This window comes from Nesterenkonia ebinurensis (assembly GCF_008711175.1).
GTDB classification, from domain to species: domain Bacteria; phylum Actinomycetota; class Actinomycetes; order Actinomycetales; family Micrococcaceae; genus Nesterenkonia; species Nesterenkonia ebinurensis.
Window position 1 is genome coordinate 104,954 of record NZ_VWNF01000011.1, and the last position, 19,956, is coordinate 124,909.

The 19,956-nt window shown below is 65.2% G+C and carries 21 protein-coding genes; 12 read left to right on the forward strand and 9 right to left on the reverse strand.

The features are described from left to right. Nucleotides 1-32 precede the first annotated feature (32 nt). Nucleotides 33-977, forward strand: coding sequence for a cation diffusion facilitator family transporter (locus F0311_RS04305; protein WP_150460725.1), 945 nt, complete (start codon nt 33-35; stop codon nt 975-977). Between the two features lie 51 nt (nt 978-1,028). Here F0311_RS04305 and F0311_RS04310 read toward each other — a convergent pair whose 3' ends face one another. Further along, nucleotides 1,029-2,216, reverse strand: coding sequence for an amidohydrolase (locus F0311_RS04310; protein WP_150460726.1), 1,188 nt, complete (start codon nt 2,214-2,216; stop codon nt 1,029-1,031). Between the two features lie 74 nt (nt 2,217-2,290). On the opposite strand from F0311_RS04310, the gene F0311_RS04315 reads away from it, so the two are divergent. Then, nucleotides 2,291-2,860: a DUF4870 domain-containing protein gene (locus F0311_RS04315; RefSeq protein ID WP_150460727.1), complete on the forward strand. Its 570-nt coding sequence runs from the start codon at nt 2,291-2,293 to the stop codon at nt 2,858-2,860. Here F0311_RS04315 and F0311_RS04320 read toward each other — a convergent pair whose 3' ends face one another. The 5 genes from F0311_RS04320 to infC form a co-directional block, all read right to left on the reverse strand. Continuing rightward, a complete protein-coding gene (locus tag F0311_RS04320; RefSeq protein ID WP_150460728.1) occupies nt 2,861-3,184 on the reverse strand; it encodes an RNHCP domain-containing protein in 324 nt (107 codons plus the stop codon). It lies immediately after the preceding gene. Next, complete coding sequence (locus tag F0311_RS04325; RefSeq protein ID WP_223881130.1) at nt 3,181-4,317, reverse strand: TrmH family RNA methyltransferase; 1,137 nt, start codon at nt 4,315-4,317, stop codon at nt 3,181-3,183. The genes F0311_RS04320 and F0311_RS04325 overlap by 4 nt, the downstream gene beginning before the upstream one ends. 434 nt (nt 4,318-4,751) lie before the next feature. Continuing rightward, nucleotides 4,752-5,129 (reverse strand): 50S ribosomal protein L20, encoded by a 378-nt coding sequence (gene rplT, locus F0311_RS04330; RefSeq protein ID WP_150460730.1) that lies wholly within the window; start codon nt 5,127-5,129, stop codon nt 4,752-4,754. A gap of 103 nt (nt 5,130-5,232) precedes the next feature. Beyond that, the gene (gene rpmI, locus F0311_RS04335) at nt 5,233-5,427 is read right to left on the reverse strand and encodes a 50S ribosomal protein L35 (protein ID WP_120004476.1); all 195 of its coding nucleotides are present in this window, start codon (nt 5,425-5,427) and stop codon (nt 5,233-5,235) included. A 399-nt stretch (nt 5,428-5,826) separates the two neighbouring features. Next, a complete protein-coding gene (infC, locus tag F0311_RS04340) occupies nt 5,827-6,594 on the reverse strand; it encodes a translation initiation factor IF-3 (protein WP_223881131.1) in 768 nt (255 codons plus the stop codon). Between the two features lie 41 nt (nt 6,595-6,635). Here infC and F0311_RS04345 point away from each other — a divergent pair, with 41 nt between their 5' ends. The 7 genes from F0311_RS04345 to F0311_RS04375 all read left to right on the forward strand — a co-directional run bounded on the left by F0311_RS04345 (nt 6,636) and on the right by F0311_RS04375 (nt 14,874). Next, complete coding sequence (locus tag F0311_RS04345; protein WP_317982546.1) at nt 6,636-7,109, forward strand: DUF1844 domain-containing protein; 474 nt, start codon at nt 6,636-6,638, stop codon at nt 7,107-7,109. Between the two features lie 82 nt (nt 7,110-7,191). Further along, on the forward strand, nt 7,192-8,493 hold the full coding sequence (locus tag F0311_RS04350; protein ID WP_150460731.1) for a glycosyltransferase family protein: 1,302 nt from the start codon (nt 7,192-7,194) through the stop codon (nt 8,491-8,493). Nucleotides 8,494-8,509: 16 nt separating this feature from the next. Beyond that, the gene (locus tag F0311_RS04355; RefSeq protein WP_150460732.1) at nt 8,510-9,799 is read left to right on the forward strand and encodes a glycosyltransferase; all 1,290 of its coding nucleotides are present in this window, start codon (nt 8,510-8,512) and stop codon (nt 9,797-9,799) included. Next, a complete protein-coding gene (locus F0311_RS04360) occupies nt 9,796-11,013 on the forward strand; it encodes a glycosyltransferase family 4 protein (protein WP_150460733.1) in 1,218 nt (405 codons plus the stop codon). Before F0311_RS04355 ends, F0311_RS04360 begins: the two co-directional genes overlap by 4 nt. After that, nucleotides 11,013-12,830 carry an ABC transporter ATP-binding protein gene (locus F0311_RS04365; protein WP_150460734.1) on the forward strand — a complete coding sequence of 606 codons (1,818 nt, stop codon included), beginning with the start codon at nt 11,013-11,015 and terminating at the stop codon, nt 12,828-12,830. The genes F0311_RS04360 and F0311_RS04365 overlap by 1 nt, the downstream gene beginning before the upstream one ends. Further along, complete coding sequence (locus tag F0311_RS04370; RefSeq protein ID WP_150460735.1) at nt 12,827-14,002, forward strand: phosphotransferase; 1,176 nt, start codon at nt 12,827-12,829, stop codon at nt 14,000-14,002. Before F0311_RS04365 ends, F0311_RS04370 begins: the two co-directional genes overlap by 4 nt. Beyond that, nucleotides 13,999-14,874 (forward strand): phosphotransferase, encoded by an 876-nt coding sequence (locus F0311_RS04375; protein ID WP_191089728.1) that lies wholly within the window; start codon nt 13,999-14,001, stop codon nt 14,872-14,874. The genes F0311_RS04370 and F0311_RS04375 overlap by 4 nt, the downstream gene beginning before the upstream one ends. On the opposite strand, the gene F0311_RS04380 is transcribed toward F0311_RS04375, so the two are convergent. Continuing rightward, entirely contained in the window at nt 14,867-15,274 is a 408-nt protein-coding gene (locus F0311_RS04380) for a hypothetical protein (RefSeq protein WP_150460737.1), read from the reverse strand. The genes F0311_RS04375 and F0311_RS04380 overlap by 8 nt on opposite strands. Nucleotides 15,275-15,435: 161 nt before the next feature. Between F0311_RS04380 and F0311_RS04385 the strand changes: the two genes are divergently transcribed. After that, the gene (locus F0311_RS04385; RefSeq protein ID WP_150460738.1) at nt 15,436-15,846 is read left to right on the forward strand and encodes a hypothetical protein; all 411 of its coding nucleotides are present in this window, start codon (nt 15,436-15,438) and stop codon (nt 15,844-15,846) included. A gap of 169 nt (nt 15,847-16,015) precedes the next feature. Here the strand turns inward: F0311_RS04385 and F0311_RS04390 are convergent, their stop codons facing one another. Then, nucleotides 16,016-16,264 carry a WhiB family transcriptional regulator gene (locus F0311_RS04390; RefSeq protein WP_150460739.1) on the reverse strand — a complete coding sequence of 83 codons (249 nt, stop codon included), beginning with the start codon at nt 16,262-16,264 and terminating at the stop codon, nt 16,016-16,018. A 140-nt stretch (nt 16,265-16,404) separates the two neighbouring features. Further along, nucleotides 16,405-17,625: a phosphotransferase gene (locus F0311_RS04395; protein ID WP_191089729.1), complete on the reverse strand. Its 1,221-nt coding sequence runs from the start codon at nt 17,623-17,625 to the stop codon at nt 16,405-16,407. A gap of 99 nt (nt 17,626-17,724) precedes the next feature. On the opposite strand from F0311_RS04395, the gene F0311_RS04400 reads away from it, so the two are divergent. Together F0311_RS04400 and F0311_RS04405 are read left to right on the forward strand one after the other, a co-directional pair. Beyond that, on the forward strand, nt 17,725-19,278 hold the full coding sequence (locus tag F0311_RS04400; RefSeq protein ID WP_223881132.1) for a sensor histidine kinase: 1,554 nt from the start codon (nt 17,725-17,727) through the stop codon (nt 19,276-19,278). Next, nucleotides 19,275-19,934, forward strand: coding sequence for a response regulator transcription factor (locus F0311_RS04405; RefSeq protein ID WP_150460741.1), 660 nt, complete (start codon nt 19,275-19,277; stop codon nt 19,932-19,934). Before F0311_RS04400 ends, F0311_RS04405 begins: the two co-directional genes overlap by 4 nt. Nucleotides 19,935-19,956: the final 22 nt, after the last annotated feature.

The window sequence follows — 19,956 nt, forward strand, 5'->3', positions numbered from 1 at the left end:
CATTCTCAATAACTTGGGCTTATTGTGAACACATGGGTCTTGGACACAGCCACGCGCACCATGGTTCCGAGGACGCCGCGGCCATTGAGAATGCTGGGCACCGACGTCGTCTGATCATCGCCTGCGCCATTACTCTCAGCATCGTTGCCGTCCAGGGCCTGGGTGCCTGGATCACCAGCTCGCTGGCCCTGCTCACCGATGCGGTGCACTCCCTGGCGGACAGCATAGGCCTGATAGTCGCCGTGATCGCGGCCAGCCTGATGTTCCGCGCAGCCAGCGCTACCCGCACCTGGGGCTGGCGGCGGGTGGAGATCCTGGCCGGGCTGCTGCAGGCCGCACTGCTGCTGGGCATCGGCATCTACGCGGCCATCGAAGGCATCCAGCGGCTCAACAACCCGCATGAGATCCTGCACGTGCAGCTGCTGATCTTCGGCGCCGCCGGACTGATCGGCAACCTCATCTCCCTGTATGTGCTGGCCGGGGGCCGCAAGGCGAACTTCAATATGCGTGCAGCATTCTTAGAGGTGCTCGCCGATGCCCTGGGCTCGATCGGAGTGATGGCCGCCGCGGTGGTCATCTGGCTCACTGGTTGGCAGCAGGCCGATGCGGTGGCTGCTTTGCTGATCGCCGCGGTAATCATTCCGCGGGCTGCCCTGCTGCTGCGTGACACCGGCAGGATCCTGCTGGAGTTCACCCCGCGCGGTCTGGACCTGGAGCAGGTCCGCCGCCATATGCTGCAGCTGGAACATGTCAAAGAGGTGCACGATCTGCACGCCTCCACCGTGGCCACCGGCCTGCCGGTGATCTCTGCCCATGTGGTGGTGGACGAGTCCTGCTTCACCGAGGGCTGCGCTCCTGAAAAGCTGGCTGAGCTGCGCAAATGCGTAGCTGAGCACTTCGACGTGCCGGTGGAGCACTCCACCTTCCAGCTGGAGACCGCCGCCCATGCTCAGACCGAGGCCCATACCCACGTCTGAGCTGCCCCGGGCGGGCACTCCACCCAGCACCGCTTGGCTGTGAAGCTGACCTCACCAGCGCTCAGCCACCACGGGCACTCTGGCCTCGGTATCGAAGCGCAGCACCTCACGGCCTTCGATCCAGGTGCGCAGCGCCCGGTTGCGGGTGTCCAGCGGATCGCCCTCCCAGAGCACCAGGTCAGCATCCTTGCCCTGCTCCAAGGAGCCCACCCGGTCGGCAACCCCCAGCACTTCGGCCGGATTGATAGTGATCGCCCGCAGCGCCTCAGCGGGATCCAGCCCCTCTTTGACCGCCAGAGCAGCCTGGTGGATGAGGAAGTCGATGGGCACCACCGGGTGGTCAGTGATGATCGAGACTTTCACCCCGGCCTTGGCCAGAATCCCGGGGCCTCGTGGAGTCCGGTCACGGACCTCCACCTTGGAACGGGCCACGATCAGCGGCCCGCAGAGCACCGGGATACCGCGCTCGGCGAGCCGATCGGCCAGCTTATAGGCCTCGGTGCCGTGGTCCAGGACCAGCTCGTAGCCGAACTCATCGGCAATCCGGATGGCGGTGGCGATATCATCAGCCCGGTGGCAGTGCTGGCGCCAGGGGATCTCCCGGTTGAGCACCTGAATCAGTGCCTCGGAGACCAGATCGGCGGGACGTTCATCAGCTGGTTTATCGGCCCACTTCCGCGCTTCGGCAAAGGCTTTGCGCAGGGTCAGTGCGGTGCCCAGGCGGGTGCTGGGTGTCTTATTCTGCTCCCCGTAGACCCGTTTGGGATTCTCACCCAATGCAGCTTTCAGGCCTGAAGGTGAGCGCAGCACCATCTCGTCGACCACCGCACCGTGCGTCTTGATCGCCACGGTGAGCCCCCCGATCGGGTTGGCTGAGCCGGGGTTGACGTTGACTGTGGTGACTCCCCCGGCCAGAGCGTCGTCGAACCCTACTTCCACCGGGTTGATCGCATCCAGGGCCCGTACTGCGGCGGTGACCGGGTCAGTCTTCTCGTTGAAGTCCGCGCCGGCCCATCCTTCGCCCTCCTCGTGCACGCCGAGGTGGACATGGGCGTCAATGAAGCCGGGCAGCAGCCAGCAGCCCTCGGCGTCGATCCGTTCATGCCCGCGCGGCGCCTTAGCCTTGGGGCCGAGCTTGGCGATCTTGCCCTCGGTGACTACCAGTGAGCCGTCGAAGGGCTCTCCGGCGACCGGGACGATATGGGCGTTCTCCACAATATAGTTTCCTGAAGCAACCATACGGCCACCCTATAACGACGCCGTCGGGGCTCGCATCCATCGCCGCAGCACCCCATATCCCCTATGATCGGGTCATGACACAACCGCCGTACTATGGTGACCAGCCTCAGCAGCCGGGTCCGGACTGGAGCCAGCAGGGCGGCTGGCATTCCGGCCATCCGCAGGGCCCCCCATACGGCAGTGTGCCGCAGGGCGACTACCCGGTGGATCCCGCCCAGCAGCAGATGGCCGAGCAGCCGCTGAGCCCCTCCGAGGAGCAGGGCTGGGGTGTGGCCACTCATTTGGGCGGCCTGCTGGTCTCATTTCTGGTGCCGCTGGCAGTCTGGCTGATCTTCCGGCGGCGCAGCCGGCTGATCAACGATCACGGCCGCACCGCGGTGAACTGGGAGCTGACCCTGCTGCTGTTCTATGTAGTGGGCGCTGTGCTGATGATCATCGGCTATGCGGCGGTCTTCGGCAGTGTCATCAGCGGTAATGACCCGGGCATGACCGGGGCCCTGGGGATCTTTGGGATCTGGGCGCTGATGCTCTTCGGTATCTTCGTGCTCTGGCTGCTGAACCTGGTGCTCTCGATCATCGGGGCGGTGCGCGCCTACCGGCGGCAGACCTTTAGCTACTGGGCTATCCCATTCATTCGCCCCTGATCAGAGTTCAGGCTTCTGGACCGCGATCACAGCATCCATATTGTCATCGGGGGCCAGCCGGTTGCGGTCCTGGGCCCCGCAGACCGTACATCGGTGCAGCAGGATGTAGCCCTTCTTGCCGGAGTGGTCCACCGCCACCGGTTCCATTGCTCCCCCGCAGCCGGCCGCCCGGTCCCCGGGCAGCACGTCCACATGCCTGGACCACAGGCAGCGCGGGCAGTGATTCCGGTAGCTGCCTGCCGGATGCGGGGGAATCTCCTGGCCGCAGCGGATACAGGAAAACCCGGTGTTCTCCGCCTCCCGGCCCTGCGGCGCGTAGCTCACCGCGTGCCGCCGCGCTCAAACGGATGCTCGGTCAGCGCACTCAGCGGCGCATACTCTTCATGCCCCGTGGGCGGCAGAGTCTGCGGCACCTGCGCCTCCGGTGCCGAGCGCTGGGCGATGGCCGAGGCATAGAGGCACAGGGCACCGGCTAGCGCCACGTTGAGTGACTCGGCCTGCCCGTAGAGCGGGATGGCCACCCCGTAGTCCGCCAGCGCCCCCTCGTGATCACTGAGACCGTGCGCCTCATTGCCCAACAGCCAATAGGTGGGGTGCAGCAGGGAAGCCGACGATTCCTCCTGCAACTGCAGCTCCGCTAGGGAGGTTGCCGCATAGCCGTCAGCTGCGAGCACCTGAGCGCCGTTCTCCCGCACAAAGGTGGTCAGCTGATCCAGGTCAATTCCGGTGGCTACCGGAATGTGGAAATGCGAACCCGCTGCCGCACGCACCACTTTGGGCGCCCACGGGTCAGTGCTGCCGGGGGTGAGCACGACCACGCCGGCACCAGCAGCATCTGCCACCCGGATCAGGGTGCCCACGTTGCCGGGGTCCTGCAGTCTCACCAGCACTGGGGCCAGTCGAACCGGCGCATAGTCCACAATGGTCCCGGCAGTGGAGGTGCCGTCCTCAGCCGCCCACACTGTGGTTTCTCTCATGCCCACCAGCAGCGAGTCCAGGCCCTCGAACTGGATGGCCGGGGGACGGCAGACGGCGAGAATTCCCTGTGATGTTTCAGCATCCCCCATCGCTGCGAGGACTTCTTCGGTGGCCTCGCGCAGGAAAAGGCGAGCCTCAGGAGGCAGCTCACGCTGAGGATCAAAGAGCGTCCCACGCACCTGATCCAGCAGGCTGGCGACCCCCGGATGCCGTTCCAGGGCCGCGGGGTCGAAGTAGAGTGCCTCAAGTGCCGGCAAGTATTCCTGCGGTGCGTACTGAGCCGGGATGCGCTGCTGAGATGCCGCATTGACGTCAGGGGACTCCCAAGTGCGCAGCCAGAGCCTCAACGCTTCACGGACCGGCTGTGGACCCTCCGCAAGGAACTTGCCCTGCTTGCGCCGCCCAGCACGGGTCGCCAGCTGCGCAACCCTCTTCACCCGCTCGCTGCGCGGATTGTCCACCACAAACTCATCGCTCACATGCACCATTCAACCAGCACTCGCTACATCACGCTCAACCCTCGGAATGAGACGTTCAGGGAGCCACCGCGCGAGCTAGTCGAATCCGACTCCCCCAACGTCTCACCATGAGCCAGAAAGCCATTGATAATGAGACGTTGGGGGAGCCAAACACCGTTGGCAGGCTGACTTAGCTCCCTCAACGTCTCATCTGGTACCGGCAGCTGAGCATCAAACCCTCCCCAGGCACAACGACGCCCGCCTGCCAGGATCTGGTCAGACGGGCGTCGTCGTTGGTTCTGCTCAATCAGGCGGCAGCCCCTTGTGAGGTGTGAAGCGCGGCCACACTGCAGCCGGCCGAGGCGGAGCCCCCGCGCCTGGTACCGGCGCAGACATGGAGTGACTGTGCGGGCCACATCGGCGACCGAGCGGGGTCTCCCCGCCGCCGGGACCAGCTAGCGCGGCGCGTTGACATCCTCGGGCAGGGCGGCCCGGGCAGTCTCCACCAGAGACTCGAAAGCCTTGGCATCGGAGACGGCCAGTTCCGCCAGCATACGGCGGTCAACCTCCACACCGGCGGCCTTCAGACCCTGGATGAACCGGTTGTAGGTCAGGCCGTGGGCGCGGGAGGCAGCGTTGATGCGCTGGATCCACAAGCGGCGGAAGTCGCCCTTACGCTTCTTGCGGTGCTGGTAGTTGTAGGTGTAGCTGTGCAGCAGCTGCTCCTTGGCCTTGCGGTATAGGCGGGAGCGCTGTCCGCGGTAGCCGGAGGCCTGGTCAAGGACCTTGCGGCGCTTCTTGTGCGCGTTCAGTGCGCGTTTTACTCGTGCCATGTGTGGTTCTCCTGTTGCTTAAGTCTTCTTTGAGGGGCGCGGGACCGCTGACATCAGGACCCGTGCAAACGCTTAGGCGTTGGTGCGGGCCATGTCAGGGAGGCTAGAGGCCCAGCATTTTCTTGATGCGCTTCTCGTCTGCCTTAGTGACGATCTGGTCGGATGCCAGGCGACGGGTCAGGCGTGATGACTTATGCTCCAGGTAGTGGCGGCGGTTGGCCTGCTGGCGCTTAATCTTGCCGGAACCAGTCTGCTTGAAACGCTTCTTGGCACCGGAGTGAGTCTTGTTCTTCGGCATAGTGCCGTACTCCTTTAGTTCGTCCGGACCTGTGAACACCTTTGATGCCGCTTCAGAGGCGGCGGCGGTGCACAGGTGGATCGCATTGGCTCAACGAGCCTGCGATCCCTTTGTCATGGGCGCGCATGAGCGCAGACCCAGCTGCCTATTCTACGAGAGATCAGCGCTGCAAGGAAATCGCGCCTACCCGGGCATCCTGAGATGAGTCACCAGGATCGCGCTAGAAACCCCGAGGACTGATCGGTTCAACTGCCGAATAGCTCGCAGGGGAAGGGGAGAGAAGCCAGGCGGGAAGCCTGGACCTCGGCGTCTGGGAGCCGTGCAGAGGCCTGAGCGTCTGTGCAGTCCACACCAGGGAGGACTCATCGAGAGCCAGGCGAGGTGCCGGCAGCGGACGGATCAGAGGTTTTTGAGCTCGTCCGGGAGATAGTCGGCCATCGAATTGGAAAGCGGCTTGACGTCCTTCTTCTCGGTGGACACCCGCTTCTGCCGCTCCTGTGTCTTCTTGGCCCGGCGTTCGTTCTTGGCCTTGGTTTTAGCCTTGTTGTCCTCATTGTCGGCGACCTCACCCTCAGCGGCTGAAGCAGCGGCCTTGGCCTGCTGGGCCTTGGTCTTCAACGGGCCCACCACCATCACCATGTGACGGCCGTCCTGGCGGGGAGACGACTCCACCTGGCCGAGGTCGGCAACGTCCTCGCTGAAGCGCTGGAGCAGGCGCACCCCCATCTCGGGGCGCTGCTGCTCACGGCCGCGGAACTGGATCATAGCCTTGACCTTGTCACCGGCGTCCAGGAAGCGGCGGGCATGGCCGACCTTAGTGTTGTAGTCGTGGTCGTCAATCTTGAGCCGGAACCGGACCTCTTTGAGCGTGGTGGTGGACTGGTTCTTGCGGGACTCGCGGGCCTTGACCGCAGCCTCGTACTTCCATTTGCCAAAGTCCATGAGCTTGCAGACCGGAGGCTTGGCCTGAGGGGCCACCTCGACCAGATCCAAATCAGCTTCGGCCGCCAAACGCAGTGCGTCTTCGATTCTGACTATGCCCACCTGCTCCCCCTGGGGGCCTACAAGTCGGACTTCGGGCACTCGGATGCGGTTGTTGATGCGTGGTTCGCTGATCTGTCCTGCTCCTGATTCGGTAACTGTGATATTGAGCCGCTTTCCGGGCACGCAGTGGCGCGGCCGAAAAGGACTATGAGAATCTTAGCAGTATGACTACTGACCAGAACACCCCCGATCAGCCCCAGCACCCAGAGGACGGCGGCCGATTGAACCGAGCCGGGACTGAGGACACCCCGCCACCTGAGGAGATTGAGGGAGAAACGGCGCAAAGGGAGGCGGACGTCGCCTCCCTGGTGGGTGCCCAAACCCGAGACATTGCCGAGGTGCCTGCCGTGGAGCTGATCAATACCGTAGCAGTGCATTTAATGAGTGCCGCTGCGGTAAAAACCGGGCTGGCTGACGGCCCCGATGCTGCTGGGCTGAAAGACCTGGACGAGGCGCGCAAGCTCATCACCGCGCTGGCCGGCCTGGTCACCGCCGCCGCCCCGGAGGTGGGCTCCACCCATGCAGCCCCGCTGCGCGACGGAGTGCGTTCCCTGCAGCTGGCCTTCCGCGAAGAGTCGATCATCCAGGATCCGCCCGGCAAGGGCCCCGGCGAAAAATTCACCGGCGCCGTGAACTGAGCTTGCACCGGCAGCGCGAACTGAGAGTTCTCTCATCTTGATCTCACAGTGATCTCACATTAGCCCAGCAGGCTGGTGCACCATGAGCATCACTGTTGCTATGTACTCCCACGATTCGGTGGGGCTGGGCCACGCCCGACGGAACCGCGCCCTGGCCTTTGCACTGGCTGCTGACCTGCCCCGGATCACCGGTGAACGGGTGCGCGGCCTACTGGTAGCTGGCCATCCCGGGGCCACCGCCGATGCTCTGCCCGAGGGCTGGGACTGGTTGGTGCTGCCCGGATTCACCCGCACCACCAACGGCTATCAGTCGCGCAAGCTGGACGTGAGCACTGAGCGGCTCTGGCATCTGCGCAGCTCCACGGCCACTGCAGCCTTAGAGGCGATGACCCCAGAGCTGCTGATTGTGGACCGGCATCCCTTCGGCGTGGACAATGAGCTGCTGCCGGTCCTGGAGACCCTGCAGGGCACCGGCACCCGCTGTGTACTGGGCATGCGAGAGGTGCTGGACACCCCTGCCGCTGCCCGGAACGAATGGGACATCATCGGCGGGGCAGCCGGAGTGGCCCACTACTACTCCGGACTGTGGATCTATGGAGACCAGGCGGTCTATGACCCAGTGGCCACCGGGGAGATCCCCCAGGAGCTCTCCCCCATCACCCGGTTCACCGGATATCTGGCCCACGGGCGCCCCGATGACCCGCTGACCGCCTCCTCGATCACCGCTGAGCAGCCCTATGTGCTCACTATGGTCGGCGGCGGCGCCGACGGCGGGGCGCTGGGACTTGCAGCAGCCTGGTCCACCGTGCCGGAGGGGCACCGGCACATCATCCTCACCGGCCCGCAGATGCCGGCAGCCGACCATGACGCCATTCTCGACGCCGTCCGCAGCTCAGGTGCTCCCCGCGGCCAGGTACGGGTTACCCGCTACGCTCCGCATGTACCCAAGTTGGTGCGCGATGCCGCGGCAGTCATCTCCATGGGCGGGTACAACTCACTGGCCGAGATCATGGCCACCACCACCCCAGCACTGATCGTGCCGCGCAGCTCTCGTCGTGCCGAGCAGCGGCTGCGTGCCCACTCTCTGGCTGAGGCAGGGGCCGTGGACGCCCTGAACCCCGAGGACCTGGATACCCGGCAACTGTCCATCTGGCTGGCCGGCGCCGTGCGCCGGCGCAGCCTGCGCGACAGCATCGATCTGGACGGGCTGACCCGGATCGGTGGCCTAGCCGCCGAACAGATTATCGCTGGGCGGGCGGCTGGGCCCCAGACGCCTGGGACCCGTGCAGATTCACCAGAATCTGGGCGAACCACATCAGAGACGTTCTCTTCCCCGTCCCATCCTGGCCACCCCCATACAGCACCTGTTGAGAGAGTTCGCTGAAAGAGAGTTGATACCCATGTCCTCTGCACCCGTAATCGGCTACGTGCTCAAAATGTACCCCCGATTCTCCGAGACCTTCATCGTCTCCGAGATCCTGGCCCGCGAGGCCGCCGGGGAACGGATTGTGATCTTCAGCCTGCGCACCCCCACTGATTCCCGGTTCCATGCAGAGCTGGCCAAGGTCAAAGCCCCGGTGACCCAGATTCCGCGCACCTCCAATGCGGACAAGCTGTGGCAGCGAATCGCAGAGGTGGCCGAGCTTCCGGACCTGGGTGCCGGTATCCAGCGCATCCTCCCAGAGCTGCTGACCTCCGAGGTGGACGACGCCTTCCAGTCGGTGATGCTGGCAAAAGCCGCCCGGGAGCACGGTGTCACCCATCTGCACGCCCACTTCGCCTCAGTGGCCACCACTGTGGCCCGCTTGGCCGGGGCGATCAGCGGGTTGCCCTACTCCTTCACCGCCCATGCCAAGGACATCTTCCACGAGGACGTGGACCAGGGACAGCTCGAACGGAAACTGGCGGAGGCTCATCACGCCATCACCATCAGCCAGTACAACCTGGAGGACCTGCGGCGCCGATTCCCCGCCGCCACCCAGAATCTTCACCTGGTGCGCAATGGGCTGGACCTGGAGCGGTTCCCCTACCAACCGCGCAGCAGCACCCGTCAGGTCCCGCGCATTCTGGGGGTGGGTCGCCTAGTGGAGAAGAAAGGGTTCGGCCTGCTGGTGCAGGCAGTGGCACAGCTGCGCTCCCGCGGCATCCGGGTCCAGGCAGATATTGCCGGTGATGGGCCGCTGGCCGCAGAGCTGGAGGCTCAGATCGCCGCCCTTGACCTGCAGGACCAGGTGCACCTGCTGGGACCACGCACCCAGGCGGAGATCAATGAGCTGCTGGGCAGCCATGATGTCTTCGCCGCACCGTTCGTGGTGGGCCCCGACGGCAATGCCGACGGACTGCCCACGGTGCTGCTGGAGGCCATGGCACGCGGTATCCGGTGTGTGGCCGCTGATGTCACCGCAGTGGGTGAAGTCACCCGCAGCGCAGAGACCGGCTGGCTGGTGCCCAGCGGGGATCTCACCGCATTCACCGAGGCCCTGGCCGAAGCCGTGCAGCCAGGCGATCACACCCCGATGACCGATGCCGCCCGCACCCTGGTGGAGGAGCAGTTCGACAGCAGCCGGCAGGCTATTCAGCTTGCCGAGCTGTGCACTCCCGCCGGCGGGGAGACCCCGCTCGTCTCTCGGCCGGCTGCCGCGGTGCCGGCCTTCACCCCTCAAGAGCGTAGAGCTGAGGTGACAGCGTGAATATCGCATACTTCCTGGCCGATCCGGGGATCGGGATCTTCGGCACCAAGGGCGCCAGCGTCCATGCCCAGGAGATGATCCGGGCCTTGCGTGCCCTGGGACATGAGGTGACCGTCTTCGCCACCAAACGCGGCAATAAGCACGGTGATCCGTCAAGTGAATACGTTCCGGCGGACCTGAAGGATCTGCCGGTGTTCGTGGTCCCGGTGGCTGGAGCCAAAGGCGCTGCCGCCCGTGAGCAGGCCACCGCCCGGGCCTCGGCGCGAATGGCCGAACTGGCCGCTGAGGAATCCTATGATCTGGCCTATGAACGCTATTCGCTGTTCTCCACGGCCGGCACCGCGCTCAAAGACCGTCAGCGCATGCCTCTGGTAGTGGAGGTCAACGCCCCGCTGCTGGCCGAACAGTCCGCCCACCGGCAGCTGCACGATACACAGACCGCCATGGAATCCACCCTGCGCACCTTTGGCGCAGCAGATGTGTTGAGCTGTGTCTCCACTCCGGTCGCAGACTGGGCACGATGCGTCAGCGCCGGCACTGACCCTCGCATCATCGTCACACCCAACGGGGTGAACGTCGAGCGATTCGGGCGACAACGGACGACGACGCCGTCGTCGAGCCGGCCCTTCACCGTGGGCTTCCTGGGCACGCTCAAACCATGGCACGGCACCGAGTTCCTGCTGCAGGCAGTGGCCGCCGGCTCCGGGCTGGCTGGCATCCGGGTGGAGATCCTCGGTGACGGCCCGCAGCGCACCGAGCTGGAGAGCCTCGCTGTTCAGCTGGGCATCGCCGAACGGGTGGTCTTCCACGGTGCGGTGGCGCCCGAACAGGTTCCCGCCGCGCTGTCAGCCTGGGATGCCGGCGTCGCCCCCTACCCGGTCCCGCAGCAGCAGGGTGAGCACTACTTCTCCCCGTTGAAGGTCTATGAGTATCTGGCCGCCGGCCTGCCGGTGGTCGCCTCGGCCACCGGAGAGATTCCCGAGATCATCGAGCACGGCAGAACCGGGCTGCTGGTGCCCGGATCAGACCCGGACGCGCTGGCTGAGGCCCTGGGCCGGCTGGCTGCAGACCCGCAGCTGAGGCAGCAGATGGGCGCTGCTGCCCGCGCTGAGGCCCAGCAGCGGCACAGCTGGCAGACCCGCGCCGCAGAGCTGCTGGAGGCTGCCGGGACTGCCCTGCCCTCCCCGGTACCTGTCTCGGAGGTGATCTGCTGATGGGCAAGAAATCCTCCTCGCTGAACCGTCAGGCTCTGTTCCGTACACTGCGGATGGTCACCCCGTTCGTCAAGCAGCATAAGCTGCTGGTGGGCCTAGGGATGCTGGCTCTGATCGGCGATGTGCTCTTCCGCATCCTGGAGCCCTGGCCGGTGAAGTTCGCCGTGGACGCCGTCTCCGACGCCCTAGGTGCGGAGCTGGAGAGCACCGCTGACGGTGCGGAGAATGTGACTGGAGTGATCGTCTTCTGGTCGGTGGCGCTGGCCGGGATTGTGGCTGGCCGCGCCGTCTGCAACTACGGCTCCACCATCGCCTTCGCCAAGACTGGCGTGAAGGTGGCTGCCAGACTGCGCACCAAGGTTTTCGAGCACATCCAGTCGCTCTCGCTGCGCTACCACTCGAAGGCCAGCATCGGGGATACCTCCCAGCGCCTGGTGGGCGATATGGGCCGGCTGCAGGAGGTTGCCGTCACCGCCGGGCTGCCGATGATCGGCAACCTGCTGACCCTGATCGCCCTGTTCGTGGTGGTCATTGTGCTCAACCCGGTGCTGGCCCTGGTGGTCACCGCCACCGCCGGCGGCTATCTGTTGGCCTCTCGGGCACTGAGCCCCAAAATCACTACTGCTTCCCGGGCCACCCGCAAGGGCGAGGGACAGCTGGTGGGTGATGCCGCCGAAGCCCTGGCTGCCATCCGTGTGGTGCAGGCCTACGGACTGGAGGACACTGTGGCGGCCGGCTTCGCCGCTGGAAACAAGAAGGCGCTGAAGGCCGGCATCAAGGCCCGCAAGCTCGCCGCCCGGCTGGAGCGCTCCACCGATCTCTTTGTGGGCATCGCCACCGCAGTGGTGCTGGGCTTCGGCGGCTGGCAGGTGCTGGCCGGGGTGATGACTCCCGGGGATATGGTGCTGTTTCTGATGTACCTGAAGATCGCGATGAAGCCGCTGCGCGATATGGCCAAGTACACCGGCCGGATCGCCAGGGCCACCGCCTCCGGTGAGCGCATCGCGGATCTGCTCGATGAGCCGGTGGAGGTCACCGATCCCAAGGACTCGATGCCAATGCGGCAGGTCACCGGTGAACTGTGCTTCTGGCAGGTCAGTGCCGCCGATGGCCGCGGCGTACCGCTCTTCGAAGAGCTCAGCCTGCAGATCCCGGCCGGTCAGCGGGTGGGACTGCTGGGACCCTCCGGTGCCGGGAAGTCCACGCTGACCGGGTATCTGCTGCGACTGGCCGATCCTGACTCCGGAGCGGTGCTGGTAGACGGCTACTCCACCCGCAGTGTGGCCAAGGCCGAGCTGCGCGGCAATATTGCGGTGCTGCTGCAGGAGTCGGTGCTGTTCTCCACCACGATTGCCGAGAACATCCGCTACGGTCGCCAGGAGGCCACCGATGAGGAAGTGGTCAACGCTGCCCGGCGCGCCGGGGCCCATGAGTTCATCATGAAGCTTCCTGAGGGCTATGAGACGGTGCTGGGCAACCGTGGTGACACCCTTTCCGGCGGGCAGCGGCAGCGGATCGCCATCGCCCGCGCCCTGGTCAGGGATGCTCCGATCGTGCTGCTGGACGAGCCCACCTCAGGCCTTGACCCGGCCTCCCGGGCCACGGTGGAGGCCTCCATCCGGGAGCTGACCGCCGGACGCACCACCATCGCCATCACCCACGATCTGTCCATGATCCAAGGTCTGGATCGGGTGCTGTGGCTGGAGCAGGGCCGGATTCTGGAGGACGGCGCCCCGCAGCAGCTGCTGGGCGATCCGGACTCCAGGCTGGCCCAGTGGGCTCACAGTCAGCGTCGCACGATGGAGGCAGCACTGTGACGCCTCTGCCTACTCCAGCCCAGGCGGATGCCGTGGCAGCCTCCGCGGTAAAACTGAACCGTGCCGTTGAGGTGATTGACCCGGGCCTGCTCTCGGAGCTGCTGCAGCGCCCGGTGAACATCACCCATGCTCGGATCAAGCCCGGCCATTCTGTGGTGGTGGCACATGCCAGCCAGGACGGTGAGCACGGCTGGACCATGCTCACCAATGACCGGGACAAGTTCTGCAAGGCGCAGCAGCGCGCCGAGAGCTTCGGCCAGCAGCTGCAGATCCACCAGGACGACGACGCCGCCGGGTACCTCTACAGCGGCTCGCTGTGGTCGGACCCCGCCCTTGCCAAGCAGCTCCACGATGCACGCAGCACGCTCAACGAGATCGAGGACCGCCAAGTGCGCTGGGAGATCCTGCGCTACAACCCGCGCCGGCGCCTGGTGGCGGTGGTGGATGCCGGACACAGCCCCAAAGTGGTGCGGGTGGCTGCCGGAGGCGCCGATAGGGTGCTGGCCACTGCCGCGCGCTGGCGCAGCCTGGGGCTGCCGGTGACCAATGTGGCTCCGCTGGGCCACCGACAGTCTGCGACTATCGCCCCGCTCTGGGGGGCGGGTGACCTTGCCCAGCAGCCCTACGAACCGGCTGCCCAGACCGCTGGAGAGGCTGTAGCCCGGCTGCACAACGCCCCGCGGGACCAGTCCTGCGGTGACCGCCGGTATGCCGATCCGGCAGAGGCTGCTGCGGCCCTCAGCCGGATCGCCCCCTGGCTGGAAGACCGTGCCGAGCAGCTGGCGCTGCGCTGCACCGCCCAGCTGAAGCCGACTCTGGGCTCCACCACCGCAGAGATCCACGGCGACCTCTCCCCCGACCAGATCATCCTGGCCGCAGAGGGCAGTCACAAGGTGCGGATCATTGATCTGGACCGGACCGGCTGCGGACACCCGATGCGCGATATCGGCTCCTGGGTGGCCACCTGTCGGCATGCCGGGACCTCTGAGCTGATTGACGCGTTCCTGGCCGGCTACGCCACCGACGCCCGGCTTGATCCCACTGACCTCGATGCATGGGAGGCCTATGCGCACCTGGCCCGAGCCACGGATTTCTTCCGTCACCGGGAACCGGACTGGCCACAGCACACCATACGCGCACTGAACCTGGCCGAGGAGGCACTGAACCGATGAAGACCCTGATCGCAGACCCCGCACTTCCGCATCTTCAGGAGCTGCTGAACTCCGGTGGAACCCTGGTCTCCCACCGGCCAGGCAAACGTGCCATGGTGCGGTTGGACGCCCCAGACGGCCCCCGGTTCATCAAGGTGGTCAGACCCGGCAAGGCGGCCAAGATCCTTGACGGGATACGCCGCGCCGAACCTTTCAACGGCCCCTTCCGCACCCCGGTGATGCTGGAGAGCTCTGACTCCACTGTGACCTTCGCCCAGCTGGAGGGAATCAGTCTGCACACCCCGGAAGGGCTGAGCCCCGCTCAGTGGGCCCAATCCTGGACCCAAGTGGCCGAGGCTCTGGCCCGGGTCATCAGTGCCGGGATCCCCCAGGGGGCTTCCGCGCCCCTGGTCCACGGTACCGAGGCGGAGATCAGGGTGCTGCACCAGTGGTTCCAGCGCACCGCTGAACAGCTTGCCCGCCCTGAGCGCACCGAGCAGCAGCTGGGCAGGGTCAGCACACAGCTGCAGCGCATCAGTGCGAATCGTCTGGTCCCGGCGCACCGGGATCTGCACGATAAGCAGCTGCTCTGGTCCTCGCAGGCCGGTCCAGGACTGCTGGATGTGGATACCGCCTGCGCTGCCGACCCTGCGTTGGATCTGGGCAATCTGCGGGCTCATGCTGTGCTGCGCCGGCTGCAGGGACTATGGTCAGCCGGCGAGGCCGAGACGGTGCAGTTCTGCATCGACCAAACCGCTGAGGAGACCGAAGTGGCCCGGGAGTCGGTGGCCGTCTATGAGCGTGCCGCTCTGCTGCGGCTGAGCATGGTCTATGCGATCCGCCCTCACCCTCAGCGCACCTCCACAGCCCAGCAGCTGTCTCAGCTCATTTGAGCTGGTCCCCGTCTAACCATTGCTGGGTGGGTTTGACGAACAGCAGGATCAGTGCGACAGCGGCCGGCAGCAGGAAGATCAGCCCGGTAACCACTGCCCCGCCGGCGAAGAAGCTGAAGGAGAGCACCACCAGCAGCAGCTGCAGCACCATGGCAGGGGTTCGTGCCGCAGGGGTGCCATGAAAAATCTGGAAGCCCAGCAGCACCAGAATCACTCCGGAGAGGATGAACAGCACAGTCAGCGCGATCGTGCCGGCAGCATCAAGCACCTGAGCGTCCTGGCCGAAGACTGAGGCCAGTGTGCCGAAGATCACTGCTGACCCCTGCAGGAACAGCACCACATAGATAACCCACACCGCGGCAGGCCGGGGCGGCCGGGCAGAGGAAGCAGTCTCAGACATGAGGCCTATTCAACCATCCTGGCGTGCTATACCGGGAACAGGATAAACCCGGCCCAAAAATGAGAGAGCTCTCATGCCGGTTTCCTGGTCCTCTCACATTCGCCGGCCAGAGTAGGGGCGTAAGATCACAGCAGAGAAGTCCAAGGAGTACTGAAAGAACTATGAGCCGACAGACCACCTGGGTCATCACCGGAGCGCTGAGCATCGTTGCCCTCGGCGGCGGCACCGCCCTGGCATCCACCTTGGGGCAGAGCACCGATCAGGACTTCGGCCCCGCCGTGGAGGTCACCACCGAACCGGTGCCCACCGACTCCCCCAGCTCATCACCCACAGCCACGGCCTCGCCGAGCACCTCACCAAGCCCCAGCACGACGCCGTCCCCCTCCCCAGAGAGCAGTCCCAGCGCCTCTCCCAGCCAACAGAGCACTCAAGCACCACCGGCCCAGCAGCAAACCAGCCAGGCTCCGCCGCAGCAGGTCAACCCAGCACCTCCGCAGTCCTGGAGCTCCCCGAGCTCCTGGTCCCCGGCCTCAGTCTCCAGCTGGAGCTCTCCCAGCTCGCCTTCCAGCTGAGCAGCGCCGGCTCCGGGACACCGTGCAGGCCGCCGCCCCTCTTGGCCGGCAAAGCCCTGCCGGCCTTCGCATCCGAAGTCGGCGCTTCCGCTACGCGTCGCGCCTCACCAACGAAGAAGAGGTCCGGTTCCATCAGGAACCGGACCTCTTCTTCGTACTTGACTAAGAGTCAGCCTGCTCGCCGCGCTCTTGCTGCGCGACGCTTCAGGGCACGTCGTTCGTCCTCGCTCATGCCGCCCCACACCCCCGAGTCCTGGCCGGTGTCCAGGGCCCACTGCAGGCAGGTGTCCATCACCGGGCAGCGCCGACAGACGCTCTTGGCCTCTTCAATCTGAAGCAGAGCGGGGCCGGTGTTGCCGACGGGGAAGAAGAGCTCGGGATCCTTGTCCAAACAAGCTGCTCGGCTGCGCCAATCCATGGCGATCACTACTCCTTGGCCTGATCTCAGGGGCAATCAGGTGGTGCGTCTGGGATGTTCAGTAATCTAGGCTGACATGTTACGGCCAGGCAAACAAGACCTCTCAAAGGATTAATTTTGACAAATTGATGTGCGATTCATCACATGTTTGGAGAATGGATGTGATGAGGGACGGAAATGATTCCGCAGCCCAGGATGTGCTCGGCCGCCCCCAGGTAATAGTCCAGCTGTTCCGGGCCTCGTGCCCCCGGTGCCAGAGCCATCATCGATGCTGCGGTCCGCGCCACCAGGTCTGCAGGGTCATAAGCCCCCATGGTGACCGCGCACCAGAGATCATGGACCAGCTGGGGCACTGTGCTGTACCCGGCTGCGTCGTAGCTGGGCAGGGCCAGCAGATGGGCGAACATCATCGTCACGTCATCGATCCGGTGGCCGGGGCCCACCGTGTCACCGTCGATCAGTGCCGCCGGAGACGCGGCATCATCAGTGAGGAAGAGATTGGCTGGATGGAAGTCACCGTGGGTGGGCTCCAGCGGCCCGGTGTGGGGGCGCAGCTGAGCCTGGATCCGGTGCATTAAGGAGTGCACGCGGTCAGGATGGGCCCCACCGACGATCAACGCCTGACCAAAGCTGGCGAACCGTTGCGGCGGGGCAGTACGGGCCGGCAACTGCAGAGCCTGCGCTGAGAGGCTGTCCAAGGCACGCAGAATCACCTGCGGATCGATTCGAATCCCGGGCAGCGGAGAACTGGGCAGATAGAGCAGATCGGTCAACGTCACCCCTGGGGCCTGATCCACAGCCAGAATCCCGTCGCCCAGATCTGCGGTGGAGGGAATCAGCGAGCATGCCAGGTGACGGGCCAACAGCTCCGGCATCTTCTGCGGACGCACCACTTTGAGAAAGAGCCTGCGGTAGCCCAACTCCGATACCGCCACCACCCGATAGACAGCCCGGCGCAGCGGGCGCAGCACCACCAGCTCCGTCTGCTCGATACGAACCCGGTGCTGAAGCAACGGTGCCAGACGTTGGGCCAGCTGGGCATGATCTTCGACCACCCGCAGCCCGGGCAGCTCCGGATCGGTGGGGTGAGCCCAGATGTGCAGACTGCCCGCCGCTGACTCACAACGCACGGCTCCAAGCTGGTCACGCTGCTCATCCGTGAGCTGCCGAGTGCTGGCCACCAGAGTCAGCTGGTGGCCAGAGGCCAGCACCTGGAACCGGGCGGAACTCTCAGCATGCGGCCTGGAATAGACCCGATCCAGCGACCAGTCCTCTAGGCAAAGCCCTGACGAGCCCAGAGCAGTCTGCAGCAGCACCTCCATCTGCGCACTGCGCAGCAGCCGCTCAACCTCCCAATTCACAATCTCCATTGTGACAATGAATCCGCCGGTTCCGGGGATGAGAAAACTCTCATGGCTTTTCGGGCCGCTCAGCCCTGAACTAATGAGAAACTGAGGCGCGTGAGTACAACAGGCGCTTCGGCGCAGCTGGGGCGCAGAGGGCGCCGTCGTGCCTTCTCCGCGCTCTCAGCGCGCTCGCGCATCCTGGCCGCGGTGGTCGGCCTGGCAGCCCTGGCACTGACGGTCTGCGGCTATACGGTCTACTATCTGCAGCAACTTCAGGTGGAGGACCGGATCAATGCTGAGCTGGAGGCCGATGCCCGGGAGTTCGTGGAACTCAGCTCTGATGGCGTTGATCCCGAGACCGGTGAAAGCTTCGCCACTCCTTCCGATCTGGTCCGCACTGCGATGATGCGGATCATCCCCACCCGGAACGAGGGGGCTGTGGGCATGGTGGACGGAGAGGTCTACTGGACTTCACCGGTGGCCGATATCGACTTGGAGGAGGACCGCGAGCTGCGTACAGTCCTAGCGGACTATGCCGTCGCCGACCGGGTCCAGTTCACCACCATCACCACAGAGCAGGCCACCTACCGCGCAGTGGTGGTGCCGGTGCATGCCGGAGCTGAGGTAGAGGACACCCAGGGCAATTTTCACGAGGTGGCCGCCTTTGTGATGGCTTACGACCTCTCAGCTGAGAAAGCCGTGTTCTCGGGCATCTTTCTGACCTACGCCGGGGTCGCCGTCTTCTCGCTGATCGTAGTGGCCCTGGTGGGCTGGCTGGTGGCCGGGCGGCTGCTGCACCCCATCCGGCTGCTGGCCGAGGCCTCACGGCGGATCACCCGGGAGGATCTCACCGAGCGGATCCCGGTGGCCGGGCACGATGATGTGGCTGAGATGGCCCGCTCAGTCAACGAGATGCTCAACCGCCTGGAGGGCGCCTTCACCGCACAGGAGCAGCTGATCAATGATGTCAGCCATGAACTGCGCACCCCGCTGACCATACTGCGTGGGCATCTGGAGGTGCTCGACGTCGGAGACCGTGACGATGTGGTGTCCACCCGGGAGCTGACCCTGGACGAGCTGAAGCGGATGAACCGCGTGGTGGACGATCTCACCACCCTGGCACAGGCCGACCGGCCCGACTTCGTGCAGCCGGCCGAGGTGGAGCTCGGCACACTCACCGATGAGGTCTATGACAAGATCCTCGCCCTGGGCGAGCGGCGCTGGCTGATCTCCGAACGCGCCGAGGGCACCGCGGTGCTGGACCGGGAGCGGATCACCCAGGCACTGCTGCAGCTGGCTGCCAATGCGGTGAAGTTCTCCCCGCCCGGCTCGGTGGTCTCCCTGGGCTCCCGGGTGGAGCGGGACGACGTCGTACTCTCTCTGCGTGACCAGGGCGAAGGAATACCCGAGCAGGACCAGGAGCGGATTTTCGACCGTTTCCAGCGCAGCGACACTTCCAAACCGGGATCAGGTCTGGGGCTGCCGATCGTCAAAGCCATCGCCGCAGCCCATTCGGGATCCGTGCAGGTTGTCTCCCAGACAGGTGCAGGAACCACCTTTAGCCTCATTCTGCCTGGTGCCGCTGCTGATGACGGGCAGCACCCGGTCCCGGCGCTGAGCGCCGATGCCCATACCCTTGAGAACACCTCAGAGGAGAACCGTCCGTGACCAATATCCTGATCATCGAGGATGAGGACCGCATCGCCTCATTTGTGGAGAAAGGCCTGCGCTCAGCCGGGTACGCCGCAGTCCGCGCCGCCACTGCCAGTGAGGGCTTCGAGTTCGCGCTGAACACCTCTGTGGACTTGGCCGTGCTGGACCTGGGACTGCCCGATGAGGACGGGCTGCGGTTGCTTTCCCGGCTGCGAGCCAGGAAATTCGCCGCCCCCGTGATCATTCTCACCGCCCGCGACACTCCCGCCGATACGGTCAAAGGCCTGGAATCCGGGGCCGATGACTATATGGCCAAGCCGTTCAGCATCGATGAGCTGCTGGCCAGGATCAGACTGCGGCTGCGCGGCGGGTCAGCCGATGAGCCCACCACCCTGAGCGCCGGGCGGCTCACCCTGGACCTGCATTCACGCAAAGTGCGGGTCGGTGAGACCGAGCATGAGCTCTCCTCCAGGGAGTTCACCCTGGCTGAGACCTTCATGCGCCACCCCGGGCAGGTCCTCTCCCGCGAGCAGCTGTTGGAGATGGTCTGGGGCTACAGCTTTGACCCCGGCTCTAACCTGGTGGACGTCTATGTGCGCTACCTGCGGGCCAAGATCGGCGCAGAGGCCATCAAGACCATCCGTGGCGTGGGCTATCGCCTAGACGTTTAGCTTCAGGCGTGAATCCAGGCAA